The organism is Pedobacter sp. GQ55 (assembly GCF_059758925.1).
In genome coordinates this window covers 1-19,845 of sequence record NZ_JCAXEI010000006.1, presented here as the reverse complement: position 1 = coordinate 19,845, position 19,845 = coordinate 1, and the positions used below count along the sequence as shown (strand labels likewise).

Sequence of the window (19,845 nt, the reverse complement as noted above, 5' to 3'; positions counted from 1 at the left end):
GCTCAATCTCTCTCTTAGTTTTTATTAGGTTAAAGGTGCACCAACCGAGATTTTACAATCGTGCCCAGGTTGTCCATGCGGGGGGTTCAATTTTACTTCCTTATCTGTTGCTGGCACTTGCTGTTGTGCAGGGGCAGCAACGGGCGCCTGCAGGGCAGGAGCAGTTGTGTTTTTTGCATTAAGCGGGGCACCTACAGGAATTGAGCAATCATGAAAAGGCTGACCATGTGCCGGATTGTTTGCCGGTCTTTCACCGGTAGCTGCACTTTGTTGAGCAGGAGCCGATGGGGCTGCAGTTTGTGTGGATGGAACACCATTGGGTGTAGGGGTAACAATATTCTGAGTTTCTTTAGGACTGGTCTGACAAGCCGAAAAGCCGAATGCTAAAAAGCAGATGTAAAGGATTTTTTTCATTGAATATTTTTTTAGGGATTAAAGGGGTAATTATTTTGAAATTTTGTTGTTAAATCTAATCTCATAAGATCTGCAACATTTTAAAAATGTAACATCAATTCTTCAAGATGCGTAATTTGCCACTGAACATCTTCAGGTTTTTCTTTATTTAAAGGATTAAAATAAATGGCCTTTATTCCATATGCCTGGGCACCGCGAATGTCTGCCTCAACACTGTCCCCAATCATAACAGACTCATGTTTTTCTGCGCTGGCCTTGTCTAGTGCATATTCAAAAATAGCTTTGTCAGGTTTATTAACACCAACATCCTCAGAAATGATCACATTTTTAAAGTACGGATTTAAACCTGAACGATCCATTTTGGTTAATGTACTCTCCTTAAAACCATTAGAAATGATATGTAAGGTGTATTTTTTTTGAAGATAAGCCAATACTTTTTCAGATCCTTCAAACAAATTAGTTCTTGTTGGCGTCAGGTTCACATAGTCTTCTTCAAACTGCTGTGGCACCAGTTCAGGGGATACCCCTAGCTGAATAAAAGTCTTTTTAAATCGCTCTGATCTTAAAGTTTCTTTGGTGATAGTGCCCACATGATATTGCGCCCAAAGCAGATGGTTGTTTTCGGTATAAGTGGTTATAAAATCTTCAGCGGATGTTAATCCCAGTTTCTGAAGCTCATAATGTGTATAAAGTTGATGCAAAGTTTCCTGAGCATTTCTGTCAAAATCCCAAATGGTATGGTCTAAATCGAAAAAAATATGTTTAATCATAGTAAAAACGCCTTACTGCTTAAGCCCGTATGCCAAATCTCCGGCATCGCCTAATCCGGGCACAATATACGCTTTACTGGTCATTTCTTCGTCAATAGCGCCAAGCCATAACTTCGCTTTGGGTAAATTTGCCCTTACATGCCTAACCCCTTCGGTACTTGCAATTACCGAAACGATGTGTAATTCTTTGAGTTGATATCTCCGTATTAATTCCTTGCAGCAAAGTACCATTGTTAGTCCTGTGGCCAGCATAGGGTCGGCGATGATCACTATTTTATCCGTTAAATCCGGCGAGGAAACATGTTCCATCTGTATTTCAAAACTTCCGCTTTTGTGGGTTCTTCTGTAGGCAGCAATAAAAGCAGCGTTCGCTTGATCAAAAATATTCAGCAATCCCTGGTGTAAAGGGAGGCCCGCACGTAAAATGGTAGCCAAAACCGGCTGATCCAATAACTGCACGCTTGGTGCAATGCCCAATGGGGTTTGTGTTTCCGTTTTTGTATATTCAAGGGTTTTGCTGATTTCATAGGCGAAAAATTCACCTATACGTTCCATATTTTTGCGGAAACGCATGGCATCTTTTTGGATGTTTTCATTTCGAAGTTCCGAGATGAAAACATTGGCATGTGAATTTATTTTGCTGAGTTCGAATATCATCACATAAATTTAAACAAAATTGCCCTCTAAAACAATTGGCTGCTCTTTTAAGTTAAAGGTGTTACAGTTGCCACCTCCAGCGTAGCGGTGGCATGGCTGATGTGTACTTTTTTTCGTAAATTTGAAAATTATGCCAGGCATCATCTTACTATTAAAAATCATAAAAAACACGGATGAAATTTCAACTTGTTTCAGATTATAAACCAACAGGCGATCAACCTAATGCCATTCAGCAGCTCGTTGAAGGTGTTAACGGAAATGAACATTATCAAACGCTTTTAGGTGTTACCGGCTCAGGAAAAACATTTACTGTTGCCAATGTAATTCAGCAAACGCAAAAACCTACGCTGATCCTAAGCCACAATAAAACGCTTGCAGCACAGCTTTATGGTGAGTTTAAACAATTCTTTCCAGAAAATGCCGTGAACTATTTTGTGTCTTATTATGACTATTACCAGCCTGAGGCTTTTATGCCCAGTACCAATACCTATATAGAAAAAGACCTTAGTATAAATGAAGAAATAGAAAAATTAAGGTTACGTACCACCTCAGCGCTCATGTCTGGCCGCCGAGATGTAATCGTGGTTTCTTCTATTTCCTGCATCTATGGTATGGGTAATCCTGAAGATTTTTCAAGATCCGTGTTTCGCTTTTCAGTGGGAACCAGAATCTCGCGCAATTCATTTTTACATAGCCTGGTCGAGATTTTATACGCCCGTACCACAAATGATTTTAAGAGAGGAACGTTTAGGGTAAAGGGTGATACAGTAGATATTTTTCCTGCTTACCTGGATACGGCTTATCGTGTTTCATTCTTTGGCGACGATATTGAAGAACTTAGCGCTATTGATCCAGTAACAGGAAAAACACTGGAAAAGCTGGAAGATATGGCTATTTATCCGGCCAATCTGTTCGTAACGCCAAAGGACAGGTTCAACTCCTCCATCTGGGGTATCCAGGAAGAACTAGAGATCCGCAAAAATCAGTTGATTGACGACAGACAATTGCTGGAAGCAAAAAGACTCGAAGAAAGGGTTAATTTTGATATCGAAATGATGAAAGAACTGGGCTATTGCTCAGGTATTGAAAATTACTCAAGGTTTTTCGATGGCCGTTCGCCAGGAATGAGGCCTTTCTGTTTGCTTGATTATTTTCCTGATGATTATTTGATGGTGATTGATGAAAGCCACGTTACTGTGCCTCAGATCAGGGCAATGTATGGCGGAGACAGATCCCGCAAAATGTCCCTCGTAGAATATGGCTTCCGCTTACCTTCGGCGTTGGATAACCGCCCGCTTAATTTTGATGAATTCGAGCGTTTGGCACCACAAACAATTTATGTAAGTGCTACACCTGCCGATTATGAACTGCAAAAATCTGATGGGGTTTATGTGGAGCAGGTCATTCGCCCCACCGGTTTGTTAGATCCTTTGATTGAGGTTCGTCCGGCAATTAATCAGGTTGATGATTTGCTTGATGAAATCGACAAAACCATTAAAATGGGCGATAGGGTATTGGTAACTACACTTACAAAAAGAATGGCCGAGGAATTGACCAAGTATATGGACCGGTTAAACATCAAGGTCCGTTATATTCACTCCGAAGTAAAAACGCTGGAGCGTGTAGAAATTTTAAGAGGACTTAGATTAGGCGAGTTCGACGTACTGATAGGAATTAACTTATTAAGGGAAGGGCTGGATTTGCCAGAAGTTTCTTTTGTAGCCATACTGGATGCTGACAAAGAAGGCTTTCTTCGTTCTGATCGTGCCTTAATTCAAACAATTGGAAGGGCTGCGCGTAATGATAGGGGTAGGGTAATCATGTATGCCGATAAAATTACGGACTCTATGGCAAGAACTATAGAGGAGACCAACAGAAGAAGAGACAAGCAAATTGCCTATAATCTGGAAAATGATATTGTTCCAAAAACCGTAGGCAAAAGCAGAGAAGCAATACTTGAGCAAACATCAGTATTGGATTTCTCTGGCAATGCTGCCCGCGCAAAGGCTTATGTAGAGGTTGATGAAGTGAGCATAGCTGCAGATCCGATTGTTCAGTATATGACCAAGCCCGAAATGCAGAAGTCGATAGATAAAACACGTAAGGACATGGCTAAGGCTGCAAAAGAGATGGACTTCTTGTTGGCCGCAAGATTGAGAGATGAGATGTTTGCAATGGAAAAAATGTTTGAAGAAAGATTTAGTAAATAATGGACGGAAAAAATAGAAAAGACATATATCCGGGTTTGGAAGTGGATATCATATTGAAAAAAGATCAGCGTAATGGAACCTTAACAAGAGGCATTGTAAGTAATTTACTAACCTCAGCACCATATCACTCCAGAGGAATTAAGGTTCGGTTGGAAGATGGGCAGGTGGGCAGGGTTGCCGCTATTGTTGATGAAGAATAAATAAGGTATATTGTAATTGCTTTGCAATAATCTAATTGCCTTTGTAATATTCATATCGCAAGGGTGTCTATATTTTACCAATAAACCTCTTTTCAAAGGTTGCAAAGAGGTAAGTGAGGCTGTAATTAAACAGTTTTACTTAAATTTGTAAATATTAAAATAAAGAAATGGGACTTATAAAATTCATATTAATATCGGTACTGGTCATATATATTATCCGGATCATCCTCCGCTTAATATTTCCTGTAGTACTAAGAAGTATGTTTAGTAAAGTTCAGCAGCAAGCTGCAAACCAGTCTCGCCAGCCGAACAATCAACACTATTCAAAGCCAGAAGGCGATATCTCAATCGAATATGTACCCCCTAGGGAAAAGAAGGGAAATTCAGATAAATTAGGCGATTTTGTTGATTACGAAGAGATAAAATAGCCGTTTTTTTGCCGGTTTTTTATTTTTTTTAAAAAGGATTTTTTATCTAAGTTTGGGGTTAGTTTAAATCATAAACAAACCTTAATGAATAATTGGTTAAAAGCAAATGGCATACACCTGGCCATTATTGGATTTTTTATAATCATCTGTTTTGTCTACTTCAGTCCTGTCCTGCAAGGTAAGGCACCTGCCCAGGGAGACGTTTTGGGAGCTAAGGCAACCGCCACGGAAATAATGCACTACAAAGAAAAAGATGGTAAAGGTCCATTATGGACTAACCAGATTTTTGGCGGTATGCCTGCATACCAGATTTGGGTTCAGCATCCGTATAATGGAGCAACCTATGTGATCTCTCTGGTAAAAACTATTTTTCCTGATCCGGTAGATTCGGTTTTATTGTACCTTGTTGGGGCTTATTTCTTATTTATTGTGCTACGCATCAATCCATGGCTGGCAGCGGCAGGGGCGATAGCTTTCGCCTTTACATCGTATAATTTTATCATTATTGCTGCAGGGCATAGCAACAAAGCACTTGCCATTGCATTTTGTGCACCCATAATTGCCAGTGTAATTTTAACCCTCAGGGGTAAATATTGGATAGGGGCAAGTTTAACTGCTTTATTCCTTGCGTTAGAAATCAGGTCAAACCACATTCAAATGACCTATTACCTGATGATCGCATTGCTGATATTTATTGGCATAGAAATTTACCATGCTGTAAAAGCTAAAAAACTTGCCCAGTTGGGTAAGGCGCTAAGCTTTTTGGCGGTCGGGATGCTGGTTGCATTTATGGTTAATACAGGTAAATTGTGGACTACTTACGAGTACGGTAAAGAATCTAACAGAGGTAAATCTAACTTAACTACCGATGCAGCAGAAGAGAAAAATGGTTTATCAAAAGAATACGCATATGGCTGGAGTCAGGGTATTGGCGAAAGTTTTACCTTCCTGATTCCGGATCTTTATGGTGGTGCAACCAGTATCGATGCATTGATAAAGCCCGAAAGCCACACGTATAAAACTTTGCAAGGGATAACCGGGGGCGATCCTACTCAGGCAATTGGCCAGTTAGCAGGGCAAATCGGCTTGCAACAGTATTGGGGTGAAAAACCGGGAACATCAGGCCCTTACTACTTTGGTGCTATCGTCTGCTTCCTGTTTGTATTTGGTTTGCTAATCGTAAGAAGCAGATTAAAATGGTGGATACTCGGTACAACCATTCTCTTCATGTTCCTGTCATTCGGAAAGAACTTTCCGTTGATCTCTGACCTTTTCTTCGAGTACTTCCCATTGTATAATAAGTTTAGAGCAGTTGAGTCTATTTTAGCTCTTGTGGGTTTAATGGTCCCTGTCTTAGCTTTTCTTGCAATTAAAGAAGCTCAGGAAGGCACTTATGATCAAAAAACCCTTGTTAAAAAACTAACAATCGCAGGTGGGATAACTGGTGGTTTCGCACTAATTGTGGCCATCATGCCTACGGCGCTGTTTAGCTTCACTACAGCTAATCATCAGTTAATGGTGCAGGCACTTACACAGATGCTTCAAAATAATGCCAGTGTAGCGCAATCTATCGCCAATGCACTTATTGCCGATAGGGCGGATATTGCACGTGCTGATGCGATTCGTTCCTTCCTGTTTATTGCTGTTGGATACGCCTTGGTATGGGCACTTATCACCAAAAAGATCAACATACAACTTGCCTTTATCTTGTTGGGATGCGCCATTATGATTGATATGTGGCAGGTAGATCGCCGTTATTTGAATAACAGTAATTTTGCCAGTAAAACGGATTTGAATAACCATTTCCAGCAACGTGAAGTGGATACTTTCATCTCTTCAGATAAGGATCCTGATTTTAGGGTAATGGATTTAACCATTAATACTTTCTCTGATGCAAGTACTTCTGCTTTCCACAAAACCATTGGTGGGTATCATGCGGCAAAACTGAAGAGATATCAGGAGCTGATAGACAATCAGCTTACCAAAAGTGTTAACCAGGATGTGCTGGATATGCTAAATACTAAATATATCATCACTCAGGATCCTAAAAATGGATCTTACCAGATGAAAAACAACGCAACAGCAGCCGGAAATGCTTGGATTGTTCAGAACGTCCAGTTTGTTAAAGATGCGGATGAGGAAATGAAAGCAATTAGCAGCTTTGATCCTAAAAAAGAAGCTATTGTTGATATCAGATATAAAGATCAGATCAGCTCTAAAAATGTTGGTGCAGATCCGAGTGCTTCCATCAAGCTTGATAGCTATAGCCCTGATCATATGATTTACTCTTACAGTGCTCCCCGTGATATCATTGCTGTGTTCTCTGAGATTTATTACGATAAAGGATGGAATATGTATGTAGATGGGGTACAGAAACCATACTTCAGAGCAGATTATGTACTTCGTGCTGCACAGCTTGAAGCAGGTAATCATAAAGTTGAATTCAAGTTTGAACCAACTTCATATTATTTAGGCGAAAAGATCTCTCTGGCTGGCTCTATCCTTTTAGTAGCTGGTCTTGGATTTGCATTCTATGACGATAAGAAAAAGAAAAAATCAGCAAAATAATAGCTTTTTATAAATTTTTATGCAGGCCGTTACTTTAAAAGTAACGGCCTTTTTTTACGCTTTGGTCAACCTTTGCTTTATGCGACATCCCTTTTATAATGCTTCTCTTTTTTATTGTCCTCTGGTTAATCATAATATTTTCTTAACACCTTGTTAATCTACATGTTGCAAATTTGTATAATAAACTAACGTCCTATGTTGGAATTGTTTTTAATAGTATGTGTAATTGCGATAGTAGCTTTCTTTTTCAGCCCATACGAATTAACAATGGAGGAAGATGATATCTAAACGAGAAGTAGATATAGCCGTAATTTCCGACGTTCATCTTGGAACGTATGGTTGTCACGCTAAAGAATTGTTAAAATACCTTAAAAGCATTAAACCTAAAATGCTGGTGTTGAACGGCGACATCATAGATGTATGGCAGTTTAGTAAAAGATACTGGCCGGAAACCCACATGAAGGTCGTTCGAAAATTAATGAAATTTGTAGTAGAGGGCGTTCCTGTGTATTATTTAACAGGAAATCATGATGAACTGCTAAGAAAATTTGCCGACATGCATTTAGGTGCATTTCATCTTCAAAATAAACTGATCCTGGAACTTGACGGAAAAAAGACATGGTTCTTCCATGGTGATGTTTTTGACGTAACCATGCAGCATTCCAAATGGCTTGCCAAATTAGGTGCAGTAGGTTATGATACATTGATCTTAATAAACAGTTTTGTAAACTGGTGCCTTACTTCAATGGGAGGAGAGAAGATGAGTTTCTCTAAAAAGATCAAAGCCAAGTTTAAAGATGCGGTTAAATTCATCAATAAGTTTGAGTACACCGCTGCAGAACTTGCAATAGAGAAAGGTTACCAGTATGTGATCTGTGGACACATTCACCAACCTGAAATGCGTACCATTACCACAGAGGATGGAGAAGTAACTTATCTGAATAGTGGTGACTGGGTTGAAAATTTAACAGCACTTGAATACTACGATAAAAGCTGGAAGATTTTTAAGTACGATCAAAAGGACTTTGAGAAGGATGAAGCAGAAGAAGGTGTTTTGTCCGACAGTGAAGACCTTCACAGTAAATTGGATATTAATACTTTATTACAAAAGATTAAATTAGAAATTGCCTAGCGCGTAAAAATTACAGATATTCGGAGCGGATGAAGATACTTTACGCCATTCAGGGAACCGGCAATGGACACATTAGCCGGGCTAGAGAAATTGTGCCATTGCTGCAGCAATATGGAGATGTTGATCTTTTAATTAGCGGAACACAGGCAGATGTTAAATTAACACAGCAGGTGAAGTATCAGCTTCATGGCTTTAGCTTTATCTTCGGTAAAAAAGGTGGTGTAAACCATTACCAGACCTGGAAGGAAATGAATCTTCCCCGTTTTATTAAAGACATGAGCAGCGTACCGCTAAAACAATACAACCTGATTCTTAATGATTTTGAGCCGGTAACTGCCTGGGCTTGTAAACGCCAGCGGATAGAGAGCGTTGGGCTTAGCCATCAGGCTTCCTTTCAATCTAAAAAAGTTCCTAAGCCTAAAAGTATAGACTGGGCGCAGCTGGTTATGAAATATTATGCCCCTGCATCTCACTATGTTGGTTTTCATTTCGATAGATATGATGATTTCATTTATACGCCGGTAATTCGTGCCGAAATCAGGAATATGATTGTCTCAAATCTGGGCCATTATACCGTCTACCTGCCCGCAATAGACGATAAATTTCTTGTCCCCATCTTAAAACAAATTCCCCATATCAAATGGGAGATCTTCTCTAAACATACCAAAGTGGCCTATACGGATGAAAATGTAGTGGTTCAACCGGTGAATAATGAATTGTTCAATAAGAGCCTGGCCTGCTGTGAGGGGTTATTTACAGGTGGCGGATTTGAAGGTCCGGCCGAAGCATTGCATATGGGGAAGAAGTTGCTTGTTGCGCCTATGAAATTTCAGTACGAACAACAATGTAATGCCTTTGCACTAAAGCAATTTGGGTTGCCCGTAATATGGGGAAGTAATAAAAACTGGTTGCCGATTATTAAAAACTGGGTAAGCAATCCTCAGGAGCACCAATTTTATTTCCCTGATGAAACAGCTGCGGTAATTGATAAAGTTGTGAAGCAGTTTGCCAGATAATTTGCTTTACTTTGCCGTAATATACAGGCATGATCAATCAATTTAGAAATTTAAACCCTATAAACCTGCTCATATTATTCGCATATACATTTTTTATGCGCATGGCAATATTTGCTGACCTACCTCCATCGCTTCAGTTCGAATTCTTAGAGCCGTATACTAAATTCTTTATACAGATACCGCTTCAAAATACTTTCTCGCCTGCAGGCAATGTTTTTTTTGCAGGGATAATCATTTTTGTACAGGCAATCCTGTTTAACAGGGTGGTCAACAACCATGGCTTGTTAAGTAAGCCGGGATATTTACCGGCATTGTTATATGTTACTGCTTCGAGCTTGTTTATGCCTTTTCTCATTCTGAGTCCTACCTTGATTTGTAATTTCCTCATGATATGGATAATGGATAAGTTCCTGAAGATGGGGAAATCTCTAAACGCAATCATGACGATGTTTGATGTAGGGATGATCATCGCTATCGGAACGCTTATTTATTTTCCGTTTATTGTCATGCTGGCGATGCTGTGGTTTACATTATTGTTGTACAGATCGTTTAGCTGGCGAGAGTGGATTTCGGGCCTGGTTGGCTTTTTTACCATATTTTTCTTTGTAGGCGTTTACTACTATTGGAATGATAATTTGTCCATGTTCTACAAGATCTGGCTACCGCTTACTAATAAATTTCCTTCCGTATTTACGATCAATTATAACGATTACCTGGTATTGGTTCCGGTGGTGGTGATGATCGTTCTGGCCACTTTGCAGCTACGCGAGAACTTTTTTAGAAGTTTTATCAGCACAAGAAAAGCATTTCAAATGCTGTTCTTTATGTTCATCATTAGCATTATCAGTTTTTATACCAAACCCGATTTCAGGTTATATCATTTCTTGTTAGGTGTGCCTCCGGGAGCAGTTTTATTGGCATACTATTTCTCAAACGCACAAAAAAGATGGTTTTATGAAAGTCTGTTTCTGATCCTTGTTTTTGCCATTCAGTACTTTTTGTTTGTTTAACTTTTTTTAACAATTTGAAATGTTGAAACTTGCTAAAGATTAATAGCTTTGTGCAATGAAGTTTGGAGTAGCTGTCCTGAATGCATAATCTTGTCATAGATATTGGTAACACGAATAGTAAACTGGCTGTTTTTAATAACCGGAAGCTGGTTGAATATCAAACGCTGAAACAAGTAACGGCTGAGGCGCTGATAAGTTTAATTAAGCAGTATAAGATTAGTCATTCAACCATTTCAAGTGTAGCCATTGAATTTGAAGATATCATTGGGGTGTTAAAGGAGAACACCAATTATATTGAGTTTTCTACAAGGATAAACACAGGAATAAAGAATCACTATAAAACACTTTCTACGCTGGGTTTAGACAGGTGGGCAAAGATTATTGCAGCCCATTATTATTATCCCAAAAGAAATTGTTTTATAATTGACGCGGGAACTTGTATAACATATGATTTGCTGGATAGCGATGATGCCTATTTTGGAGGTAGTATAAGTTTAGGCTTACACATGCGCTTTGATGCATTACATCATTTTACACGCAGATTGCCCCTGGTAACGTGGGATAGCGCTGAAACAGACATACCCGCGGGTGAGGACACGCAAACCGCTATTAAAAGTGGCGTTTTGCAAGGCGTAATTAATGAAGTTGAGGGATTTATTTCCCATAAAAATAAAGAAAATAAGGATCTGACGGTATTAATAACAGGAGGAGATGCAGCTTTTTTGCTGAAACAATTAAAAAACAGCATCTTTGCGCCTCAAATTATACACGATCCATACCTAGTATTAAAAGGATTAAATGAAGTCATTGCTTTTGAATATGTACAAAAAGATTAATTATATAGCGGCAGTATTGTTATTGCTTACCAGTATTTCTGTTAATGCGCAGGTTACAACACAGTCGCCATACTCCAGATTTGGACTTGGAAACGTAAAAGGAGCATTACTTCCTCAGTTTAAGGCAATGGGTGGTATTTCCACAGGGGTTTATAAACCCAGCGGATTCAGTAACATCAATATGCAGAATCCGGCCTCTTATTCGGGAATCACAATGACCACACTTGATATGGGTTTAAGCGGCGCTTTTACTACCCTAAAAGATGGTTCAAAATCCGAAAGCAGTTTTAACGGTACACTTAGTCACGTGGCGCTAGCCTTTCCGGTAATATCAGGAAAATCAGCATTGAGTTTTGGGTTGTTACCATTTACAGAGCTTGGTTACGAATATAGCGTTAGTGATAAACTGGATACAAACAGCGTAAATTACCTTTATTCAGGAGAAGGAAACTTAACAAAAGCATATTTTGGTTACGGACAACAATTTGGAGATCATTTCAGAATTGGTGGTAACATTGAATACATATTCGGAAATTTGCAGGAAAGCGCCTCTTTAGAACCAGTTAATCAGGTTGCCCGTAATAGCCGCAACATTAAAAAGAACAGCGTTGGTGGAATTGGTTTTTCTTACGGAGCACAATATGAAATTCCATTGGGAACAAGAAAACGCATTACTTTAGGTTATTCGGGATCTTCTTCTTCGTCAGTTAATTACAAAAAGACTTTCTTAACCACCTTATATCAAAGGGATAATGAAGGTAATGAGTTGCCACAAGTTGATACTGTTAAAATAGTTGAAAACAGCTCAGCTAAAATGAAACTTCCTTTAATGCACAATTTCGGGATCTCTATTCAAAGAGATAACAAATGGATGATTGGCGCCGATTATAGAATGGGTCAGTGGTCTAAATTGAGCATGGATGGTGTTAATCAGGGATTACAGGATAGCTGGGGCTTCTCGGCAGGTGGACAAATCACGCCGGATGCAACTGCAGTTTCAGGATATTTTAAGCATGTAGATTATCGTGTGGGATTCCAGTATGATAAGACTTATATCCAGCTAAATAATCAGGACGTGAAGCAAATGGCAGTCACCTTTGGCGTCGGGCTTCCTTTAGCCCTTAGCAGAAGCTCTTTTTATAAGCTAAACTTCACTACTGAAGTAGGAAAAAGAGGCTCATTAACTAATGGACTTATCCAGGAGAATTATATTAATTTCCATCTAGGATTTACACTTAACGATACCTGGTTCAGAAGATATAAATTCGACTAATGAAAGCCCGGGGTATAATATATGGAAGTGTTATACTTTGTCTGCTGCAAATTTGTTTAAGCTCCTGTGGGGAAGACGACCTGAAGAAAGCTGCAAAGCTATCTGAAAAGATTGCTTTAAACAGGGACCGTACTACAGGTGTAGACATTATTTATAGTGACTCTGCTAAAGTTAAGGCACAAGGGTTTGCACCTATTCTGGATAAAGTTACCCCCGCCAATGGTGCGGTTTATCAGGAAATGCCAAAGGGTGTAAAAATCAACTTCATCGACGAAATCACAACTAAGATCAAAGGGTCTATTACCTCAGACTATGCGATTATGAAAGATACCGAGAAGTTAACCATCTTCAGGAGAAACGTTGTTGTTGTTAATGAAAACATGACCTTTAATACCGAAGAATTGGTTTGGGACCAAAACAAGAAATTGTTTTTATCTCCGAAAGGAGTAGTCACAAAACCAGACGGTACAGTGCTTAATGCGGTCGACTTTACTGCTACTGAAGATTTCAATTTTATCAACTGGAAAAACGGATCGGGCGAGACCTATGTGCCGGATAATTTCGGAGAATAAGCATAATTATTTAAGGGGCTTATTTCCCTAATTTTTAAATACTTATTCAAATACAATTTAATATTTTCTTTTTTTAGCAAAAGTTGTATCTTGCGCCCTCTTAAAAAAAATTATAAATAAGAATATTATGGGTTTAATGACATTTTTGCGGAATCGCGCAGGCTATATTCTGATAGGAGCCATCGGTTTTGCAATTGTTGCATTTTTGGTTGGTGATGCAATTAACGTAGGTAAGCCTTTCTGGGCTGCTTCTCAAAAAGTTGTGGGGTCTGTTGATGGTGAGGAAATAAACATAGATGAGTTTGGTGCTAAGGTTGATCAAAGCCTTGCTCAGTTCAAACAACAATATGGTGGTTCAGGTAATGCCCAGATGCAGGCTATGGCGGTTGATAACGTGTGGCAAGGTGAAGTAGCAAGAGTGCTTTTAGGAAAAGAGTATAGTCGTCTAGGCATAAACGTTTCTTCTGATGAATTGGCTGACCTTATTAAAGGCGACAATCCAAGCCCAATAATTGTACAATATTTTGGAAACCCTCAAACTGGTCAGGTTGATAGAGCTCAGGTGATCAGAACCTTTAAAGAAGGTTACAAAGACCCTAATATGGCAAAACAGCTGCAGGCTGTTGAAGCTGAAATAGAAAGACAAGCATTACAACAGAAATATGTTAAGCTGATCAGCAACGCCGTTTATGTAACTTCATTAGAAGCTAATGATGAATATATAGGCCGTAACAAACTGGCTAACTTTAAATATGTTGGTCTTGAATATGCATCTATTCCTGATGCAAGCGTAAAGATTGCAGAAGCTGATTATTCAGCTTATTATAACGATAACAAACAACGTTTTGAAAACCCTACAGAAACACGTGCATTTGAGTATGTGTCTTTCAGTGTTAGCCCAACTAAAGAAGATTCTGCAGCGGTTAAATCTCAGATTGAGAAACTTGCAGTAGACTTTAAAACAGCTGCTAACGACTCTCTTTTTGCTGCGGTTAACTCAGACGTTAAAGTTCCATACACTTATATCAATAAAGGTAAATTAGATCCTGCTGTAGATTCAGTGGTATTTAACCTGCCTGCAGGAAGCTTCTTCGGACCTAAATTCTCGGGTAATTCTTACAAACTGGTTAAAGTTATTGACACCCGTTTCTCTCCTGATTCAGTTAAAGCAAGTCATATCCTGCTTGATGCCAGCAAACTTGGTGGTGTAGATAAAGCTGTAAAAATGGCTGATTCGTTAAAAGGACTGATTCAAAAAGGCGCAAGCTTTGCTACTTTAGCAGCTCAGTACAGCGAAGATGGATCTAAAGATAAAGGTGGAGATCTTGGTACTTTCGCCCGTGGCCAAATGGTCCCTGAATTTGAGAACGCCGCATTTAACGGAAGCGTTGGCGACCTTAAAGTGGTAACCTCACAGTTCGGTGTACACTTAATTAAAATTGAGAAGCAAATTGGTTCTTCAAAAGTGGCTAAGTTGGCTTACATTGAGAAGAGCTTATCGGCAAGTAATAAAACTAAAGATGCTGCCTATAAAAAAGCAAGTAACTTCTTAAGTGAAGTTAAAGGTGGCAGTTTCTCTGAGCTTGCTCAGAAAAAAGGTTATACTGTAGGCGTAGCTGATAAAATTACACCAACACAAGGTTTCGCTCCAGGCTTAGATAATCCACGTCAGTTAATTCGTGATGCCTATGATGCTGAAAAAGGAGATGTATTAGATCAGGTATATCAAATGGATAATTCATTTGTGGTAGCGCGTGTTACTGATATCAGACCAAAAGGAACTTTGCCATTAGAAGCTGTTAAAAAAGATATTGAGCCTATAGTTCGTAATCTAGTTAAGGCTAAAATGCTTAAAGAAAAAGTCGACAAAGCCTTACAAGGTGCTGCTAACATTGATCAGGTAGCCCAAAAACTGGCTAAACCAGCAACACCTGTTCAAAACATTGTATTCTCTAATCCTATTATCCCGGGCGGCGGTCAGGAAAATAAAGTGGTTGGAGCTGTATTTGGATCTCAACCAGGTAAGCTTTCTAAAGCAATTGATGGCGAGCGTGGTGTTTATGCATTCTCGGTAGATGGATTTACTAATCCTGCGCCACTGGCAAATACTTATAAACAAAAAGAAATAATGATGCAGGCTACTGCTCAGCGCTCATTGGGTGCGGCATTTCAGGCATTACAAGATAAAAGCGAGATAAAAGACAATAGGGTGAAATTCTATTAATCTTATTTTACGTAATTTTGTAACCGGAAGTATTTCTACTTCCGGTTTTTTTATTTTAGAGCGATGGAGATTCAAGAAAATTTTGTCAATAAAGTAGCGGCCAGCGGTTTAATTACGTTTAGCCTTGAAGATTATCTTAATCAGGGAGAAAGAGTCGTTTATGATATTAAGGATAATCTTTTTCACGGACTAATGTTAAGAGAGAAAGATTTCAGAGAGTTTATAAAAACGCACGACTGGACAGCATATACTGGTAAAAATGTAGCAATCACCTGCAGTGCTGATGCGATAGTGCCAACCTGGGCTTACATGCTATTGGCCAATAAAATGAAGCCATATGCAAATGAGATTGTATTTGGTAGCCTTGAAACATTAGAGGCTGTGTTGTTTACTAAAGCGCTTGCAAAGATCGATCTTAATGCTTTTGCCGGCGAACGTGTGGTAGTAAAAGGCTGTGCAGATATTGATCTGCCTGTTTCGGCTTATGTAGAGATTACTAATCTGCTAACGCCTGTTGTAAAAAGCATTATGTATGGAGAGCCATGCTCTACTGTGCCCATATATAAGCGAAAGGATTAATTTTGGATTGTTTTTTGTTTTAGCTTAGGTATGAGAAAATCACTATTGTTTATTGTTGTTGCATTCCTAAGCTTTAGGGCTACTGCACAAGAGTTGCCTTTTGTAAAGGAACCAGTGTTTCAACCCGGAGAGGTTTTAACCTATAAATTGAAATATGGTTTTATCACAGCCGCAGAAGGGACATTAAAAGTGCTTAATTCTGACCTTAAATTTGATGGTAATCCTACTTATAAATTAAGTGTTGATGGGGTAACCTCGGGAACCTTTGATATATTTTACAAGATCAGAGATCATTACGATTCCTACATAGATAAGGTTAACTTAAAACCCTATTTCTTTCAGGAGAATATTAGAGAAGGAAGTTACAGGCGACAAGACAAAGCCAGATTTAATCAGGAGGAAAGGAGAGTGGTGGCTACAAAGGGTACTTTTATTGCCCCTAGCAATCAGACATTCGACCTGGTTTCTTCTTACTATTTTGCCAGAAGCCTTGATGTCTCTAAAATGAAATCAGGTGAGTTCGTTAAACTAAACTATTTTCTGAGCGATGAGATCAGTCAGCTCCAAATACAATATTTAGGTAAGGAAGTTATAAAGACTAAGCTTGGGAAAATAAGCTGTCTGAAATTTAGCCCTTCAATAAAGCCAGGAAGGATTTTCCGTAAAGACAGTAAATTGTACTTGTGGATTACCGATGATGGCAACAGGGTGCCTGTAAAGGCTCAGGTAGAGATTCTGGTAGGATCAGTAATAATGGAAATTAAATCTGCCGATGGATTAAGGTATCCTTTGGCTATAGTAAAATAGAAGAAGATGATAGAAGTACAAAATACCCTCGTGCACGAAGACCTGATCAGGGAAAACTTTGTGTGTAACCTCAACAAATGTAAGGGTATTTGTTGTGTAGAGGGTGATGCTGGCGCACCTTTGGATGTAGCAGAAACAGCAATACTTAAAGAAATTTATCCAAAGATTCAGCATTTGCTTGAACCTAAAGGAATCGCCGCAATTGAAGAGCAGGGAACATCTGTAGTTGATGCTGATGGCGATTTAACTACACCATGCGTAGATGGGCACAAAGAGTGTGCTTATGTTACCTTCGAGAACGGAATTACCAAGTGTGGAATTGAGAAGGCATATGAGCAGGGAATAATTGATTGGCAAAAACCGATCTCTTGCCATTTATACCCGATCAGGGTAACCCAATACCCCGAATTTGAAGTGTTAAATTACGACAGGTGGCACATCTGCCATGATGCATGTTCATTTGGAAGAGAGCTAAAGGTACCGGTTTATCAGTTTTTAAAAGGACCACTTACCAGGAAATATGGCGCGGAATGGTTTAAAGAGCTGGAAGATAATGTATCTTCGGATAAAGACGTAAATAGTTAACACCTTAATAGATTTTTAAACAAACAAACGCTATAACTTGAAAGGAATAATTTTAGCAGGGGGAAGTGGCACAAGGTTGCATCCTTTAACCCTGGTAATGAGTAAACAAATGATGCCGGTTTATGATAAACCGATGATCTATTACCCATTGTCTATATTGATGCTGGCCGGAATCAAAGAAATTCTTATCATCTCCACACCTCACGATCTTCCTAATTTCGAAAAACTTCTTGGCGACGGAAGTTCCCTTGGCTGTAAGTTTTCTTATGCCATACAAGAGCAACCCAATGGCCTTGCACAGGCATTCGTCATTGGAGCTGACTTTATTGGAAATGATAAGGTTGCTTTAGTCCTCGGAGATAATATCTTCTATGGCGATGGAATGGCTAAATTATTACAGTCAAGTGCAGACCCTGATGGTGGTGTTGTATTTGCTTACAGGGTTTCAGATCCTGAACGTTATGGTGTTGTCGAGTTTGATGATCAAAACAAAGCGATTTCAATCGAAGAGAAACCGGCTCAACCTAAATCAGATTATGCAGTTCCAGGTTTGTATTTCTATGACAATTCTGTCGTGGAAATTGCTAGGAACATCAAACCTTCACCAAGAGGGGAATACGAAATTACAGATGTAAACAAGGTTTACCTGGAAAAGGGCAAGCTAAAGGTTGGTGTATTGAGCAGGGGTACCGCCTGGTTAGATACAGGTACTTTTGCTTCTTTAATGCAAGCCGGACAATTTGTACAGGTGATCGAAGAGCGTCAGGGATTGAAAATCGGATGTATCGAAGAGGTTGCCTATAGAATGGGCTTCATTGATAAAGAGCAATTAAGAAAAGTAGCAGAACCTTTAGTGAAAAGTGGGTACGGCTCTTATCTGTTGAAGATTTTAAGATAGCCACCTTTTAGTAGGCAATGGTTTTTATAACTTGCTATTGAACAACTATTTATGAAAAAAAAATAGCGTTCGAAAGCTTTGGCATTGGGGAGTTACAAATTGGAGAAATGACTCAAATCGATGGTGGCAGTCTAAAGCCTTTAAAAAAGTGGGGTTTGCTAGGTATTGGAATTTGGGTTTCCGAAAACTGGTCTGACCTAAAAAAGGTCTAAGCGATGGTTGGAATGCCGTTGAATACAAATAATCCAAACCTAAAGAACAATTTCGTAAACTCAAAAATCTAAAAAAATGAAGAGCTTTAATTTAGCTACACCTGGAAGAAATGTCTGTTGATGAATTGGTTTTAACAGATGGTGGGAGCTCCGCACCTAGCAATGATACAAGCTTCGCATATGACGTTGCATATTATACATCGATGTTTGGGCGAGGAGTCGTTGAATTTTTCAAGTATAATGCAACTCACCCGATCAGACCGGGTGAATATAGATAGATGAAAAAACTAGAAAATCTCAATTCATTTCTTAAAAATTCACCAGGTTATAAGCTTATGACATTTTTTGTCATAAGCAACCTGGTTCTTTCTTTTGTCTTTAGTTTTCTTTCCAGTGTTGTTTTGAATAAGGACATCCTATCAAACTTCATTAAGTTTGATAATCCAATTGAAGAGATGCTTATTATTCTTGTATTTGCTCCATTGTTTGAAACCATAATATTTCAATCCCTACCATTTTACATACTGGAAAAAAGAGTTTCAATATGGATTATCATTATTTTATCCGGTATTGTATTTGCCTTATCACACAATTACAATATCATCTACATGATTAATGGTTTCTTTGCAGGGACATTATTCTCCTATTTATACTACCTATCAGGTTCAAGTTACAGGGCGTTCCTAATAACCTCAGGCACCCATTTCCTTTGTAATCTTATAGCATTCTTGATCAATAACCAGTGACCCTTTACACTCTTATTGATTTCAAAGATATGAGTGGGGAAGAACCGATAAATGTCCCGGCATTTCCGTTGGCAGTAGCACACAAGCGAGCCCATCGATTGTATTGTCTGAATAGCCTTAGTGAGTACATGATATCTCACTCTACTGTACAAGCAGCCTCAAAAGTTTCTATTGAAACAATCATTCTAATTTGAAATGATATTAAATTGAATCTGGCACCCCGGCAGTCTAACTTTCAAGAATACAATAGAGCCCATGGTGGTTGTATTATCTTTTAGACTTAGTGAGTACATTTTGCCCCACCCTATGGCTGTACAAGCAACCTCTGATGCTAATTTTTTCCAGATCTAATATATTCAAGAGGATTTGAAATAAGCTACCCCGGCATGGTATGTTCGCGATGGAGCAGGCAAATGGCACTACCAAATACTGCTAGGAACTTAGTGAGTACATTTTGTCTCACCCTATGGCTGTACAAGCAGCCTCATAGTAAAATATATAAACTTATCAATTCTCTGCCAGGAGGCCTGACCCTAGGTGTCATGCTTTTAAATTTGAAGACAGAACCTACAGAAACATCGTCCCATCAGAAAGGAGTTGTACATGATTCTCAAAACGAAGGGCACGTAACAGAGTCGAAACCAACGTTCGACCATTGGTTATATATTGTTTTCAAAATGAGGTAGTATATAATATAGCTACATTTGC

At 39.0% G+C, this 19,845-nt stretch carries 19 protein-coding genes; 16 read left to right on the top strand and 3 right to left on the bottom strand.

Going from position 1 to position 19,845, the window contains the following annotated elements; genetic code table 11:
* Positions 1-24: 24 nt before the first annotated feature.
* From AC6CH7_RS16380 to upp, 3 genes are all read right to left on the bottom strand, one after another.
* Positions 25-414: a hypothetical protein gene (locus tag AC6CH7_RS16380; protein ID WP_498263775.1), complete on the bottom strand. Its 390-nt coding sequence runs from the start codon at positions 412-414 to the stop codon at positions 25-27.
* Positions 415-494: 80 nt separating this feature from the next.
* Positions 495-1,184, bottom strand: coding sequence for a YjjG family noncanonical pyrimidine nucleotidase (locus tag AC6CH7_RS16375; RefSeq protein WP_498263774.1), 690 nt, complete (start codon positions 1,182-1,184; stop codon positions 495-497).
* A gap of 12 nt (positions 1,185-1,196) precedes the next feature.
* The gene (gene upp / locus AC6CH7_RS16370) at positions 1,197-1,841 is read right to left on the bottom strand and encodes a uracil phosphoribosyltransferase (RefSeq protein WP_498263773.1); all 645 of its coding nucleotides are present in this window, start codon (positions 1,839-1,841) and stop codon (positions 1,197-1,199) included.
* 173 nt (positions 1,842-2,014) lie between these two features.
* Between upp and uvrB the strand changes: the two genes are divergently transcribed.
* The 16 genes from uvrB (at position 2,015) to AC6CH7_RS16290 (ending at position 19,137) form a co-directional block, all read left to right on the top strand.
* Positions 2,015-4,051 (top strand): excinuclease ABC subunit UvrB, encoded by a 2,037-nt coding sequence (uvrB, locus tag AC6CH7_RS16365; RefSeq protein WP_498263772.1) that lies wholly within the window; start codon positions 2,015-2,017, stop codon positions 4,049-4,051.
* Positions 4,051-4,251, top strand: coding sequence for a YwbE family protein (locus AC6CH7_RS16360; protein ID WP_048903438.1), 201 nt, complete (start codon positions 4,051-4,053; stop codon positions 4,249-4,251). The genes uvrB and AC6CH7_RS16360 overlap by 1 nt, the downstream gene beginning before the upstream one ends.
* Before the next feature lie 167 nt (positions 4,252-4,418).
* Positions 4,419-4,679, top strand: coding sequence for a DUF4834 family protein (locus AC6CH7_RS16355; protein WP_498263771.1), 261 nt, complete (start codon positions 4,419-4,421; stop codon positions 4,677-4,679).
* 84 nt (positions 4,680-4,763) lie between these two features.
* On the top strand, positions 4,764-7,247 hold the full coding sequence (locus AC6CH7_RS16350; RefSeq protein ID WP_498263770.1) for a hypothetical protein: 2,484 nt from the start codon (positions 4,764-4,766) through the stop codon (positions 7,245-7,247).
* 280 nt (positions 7,248-7,527) lie between these two features.
* Positions 7,528-8,379: a UDP-2,3-diacylglucosamine diphosphatase gene (locus AC6CH7_RS16345; protein WP_498264039.1), complete on the top strand. Its 852-nt coding sequence runs from the start codon at positions 7,528-7,530 to the stop codon at positions 8,377-8,379.
* A gap of 29 nt (positions 8,380-8,408) precedes the next feature.
* Positions 8,409-9,395 carry a glycosyltransferase family protein gene (locus AC6CH7_RS16340; RefSeq protein ID WP_498263769.1) on the top strand — a complete coding sequence of 329 codons (987 nt, stop codon included), beginning with the start codon at positions 8,409-8,411 and terminating at the stop codon, positions 9,393-9,395.
* A gap of 29 nt (positions 9,396-9,424) precedes the next feature.
* Positions 9,425-10,405, top strand: coding sequence for a DUF6427 family protein (locus AC6CH7_RS16335; protein WP_498263768.1), 981 nt, complete (start codon positions 9,425-9,427; stop codon positions 10,403-10,405).
* 80 nt (positions 10,406-10,485) lie between these two features.
* Positions 10,486-11,241: a type III pantothenate kinase gene (locus AC6CH7_RS16330; RefSeq protein WP_498263767.1), complete on the top strand. Its 756-nt coding sequence runs from the start codon at positions 10,486-10,488 to the stop codon at positions 11,239-11,241.
* On the top strand, positions 11,204-12,514 hold the full coding sequence (gene bamG, locus AC6CH7_RS16325) for a BamG family beta-barrel-assembly machinery protein (protein ID WP_498263766.1): 1,311 nt from the start codon (positions 11,204-11,206) through the stop codon (positions 12,512-12,514). The genes AC6CH7_RS16330 and bamG overlap by 38 nt, the downstream gene beginning before the upstream one ends.
* On the top strand, positions 12,514-13,086 hold the full coding sequence (locus tag AC6CH7_RS16320; RefSeq protein ID WP_498263765.1) for a hypothetical protein: 573 nt from the start codon (positions 12,514-12,516) through the stop codon (positions 13,084-13,086). The genes bamG and AC6CH7_RS16320 overlap by 1 nt, the downstream gene beginning before the upstream one ends.
* A gap of 127 nt (positions 13,087-13,213) precedes the next feature.
* Positions 13,214-15,310, top strand: coding sequence for a peptidylprolyl isomerase (locus AC6CH7_RS16315; protein ID WP_498263764.1), 2,097 nt, complete (start codon positions 13,214-13,216; stop codon positions 15,308-15,310).
* A gap of 63 nt (positions 15,311-15,373) precedes the next feature.
* Entirely contained in the window at positions 15,374-15,889 is a 516-nt protein-coding gene (locus AC6CH7_RS16310; protein WP_498263763.1) for a DUF2480 family protein, read from the top strand.
* 30 nt (positions 15,890-15,919) lie between these two features.
* Positions 15,920-16,696, top strand: coding sequence for a DUF3108 domain-containing protein (locus tag AC6CH7_RS16305; protein WP_498263762.1), 777 nt, complete (start codon positions 15,920-15,922; stop codon positions 16,694-16,696).
* 6 nt (positions 16,697-16,702) lie between these two features.
* A complete protein-coding gene (locus tag AC6CH7_RS16300) occupies positions 16,703-17,281 on the top strand; it encodes a DUF3109 family protein (RefSeq protein ID WP_172662096.1) in 579 nt (192 codons plus the stop codon).
* A gap of 37 nt (positions 17,282-17,318) precedes the next feature.
* Positions 17,319-18,179 (top strand): glucose-1-phosphate thymidylyltransferase RfbA, encoded by an 861-nt coding sequence (gene rfbA / locus AC6CH7_RS16295; protein ID WP_498263761.1) that lies wholly within the window; start codon positions 17,319-17,321, stop codon positions 18,177-18,179.
* A gap of 490 nt (positions 18,180-18,669) precedes the next feature.
* On the top strand, positions 18,670-19,137 hold the full coding sequence (locus AC6CH7_RS16290; RefSeq protein WP_498263760.1) for a CPBP family intramembrane glutamic endopeptidase: 468 nt from the start codon (positions 18,670-18,672) through the stop codon (positions 19,135-19,137).
* The last annotated feature ends 708 nt before the right edge of the window (positions 19,138-19,845 follow it).

Coding starts and splice junctions, on each gene's coding strand:
- AC6CH7_RS16380 (WP_498263775.1), bottom strand. CDS start 414: ATGAAAAAAATCCTTTACATCTGCTTTTTAGCATTCGGCTTTTCGGCT.
- AC6CH7_RS16375 (WP_498263774.1), bottom strand. CDS start 1,184: ATGATTAAACATATTTTTTTCGATTTAGACCATACCATTTGGGATTTT.
- upp (WP_498263773.1), bottom strand. CDS start 1,841: ATGATATTCGAACTCAGCAAAATAAATTCACATGCCAATGTTTTCATC.
- uvrB (WP_498263772.1), top strand. CDS start 2,015: ATGAAATTTCAACTTGTTTCAGATTATAAACCAACAGGCGATCAACCT.
- AC6CH7_RS16360 (WP_048903438.1), top strand. CDS start 4,051: ATGGACGGAAAAAATAGAAAAGACATATATCCGGGTTTGGAAGTGGAT.
- AC6CH7_RS16355 (WP_498263771.1), top strand. CDS start 4,419: ATGGGACTTATAAAATTCATATTAATATCGGTACTGGTCATATATATT.
- AC6CH7_RS16350 (WP_498263770.1), top strand. CDS start 4,764: ATGAATAATTGGTTAAAAGCAAATGGCATACACCTGGCCATTATTGGA.
- AC6CH7_RS16340 (WP_498263769.1), top strand. CDS start 8,409: ATGAAGATACTTTACGCCATTCAGGGAACCGGCAATGGACACATTAGC.
- AC6CH7_RS16335 (WP_498263768.1), top strand. CDS start 9,425: ATGATCAATCAATTTAGAAATTTAAACCCTATAAACCTGCTCATATTA.
- AC6CH7_RS16330 (WP_498263767.1), top strand. CDS start 10,486: ATGCATAATCTTGTCATAGATATTGGTAACACGAATAGTAAACTGGCT.
- bamG (WP_498263766.1), top strand. CDS start 11,204: ATGAAGTCATTGCTTTTGAATATGTACAAAAAGATTAATTATATAGCG.
- AC6CH7_RS16320 (WP_498263765.1), top strand. CDS start 12,514: ATGAAAGCCCGGGGTATAATATATGGAAGTGTTATACTTTGTCTGCTG.
- AC6CH7_RS16315 (WP_498263764.1), top strand. CDS start 13,214: ATGGGTTTAATGACATTTTTGCGGAATCGCGCAGGCTATATTCTGATA.
- AC6CH7_RS16310 (WP_498263763.1), top strand. CDS start 15,374: ATGGAGATTCAAGAAAATTTTGTCAATAAAGTAGCGGCCAGCGGTTTA.
- AC6CH7_RS16305 (WP_498263762.1), top strand. CDS start 15,920: ATGAGAAAATCACTATTGTTTATTGTTGTTGCATTCCTAAGCTTTAGG.
- AC6CH7_RS16300 (WP_172662096.1), top strand. CDS start 16,703: ATGATAGAAGTACAAAATACCCTCGTGCACGAAGACCTGATCAGGGAA.
- AC6CH7_RS16290 (WP_498263760.1), top strand. CDS start 18,670: ATGAAAAAACTAGAAAATCTCAATTCATTTCTTAAAAATTCACCAGGT.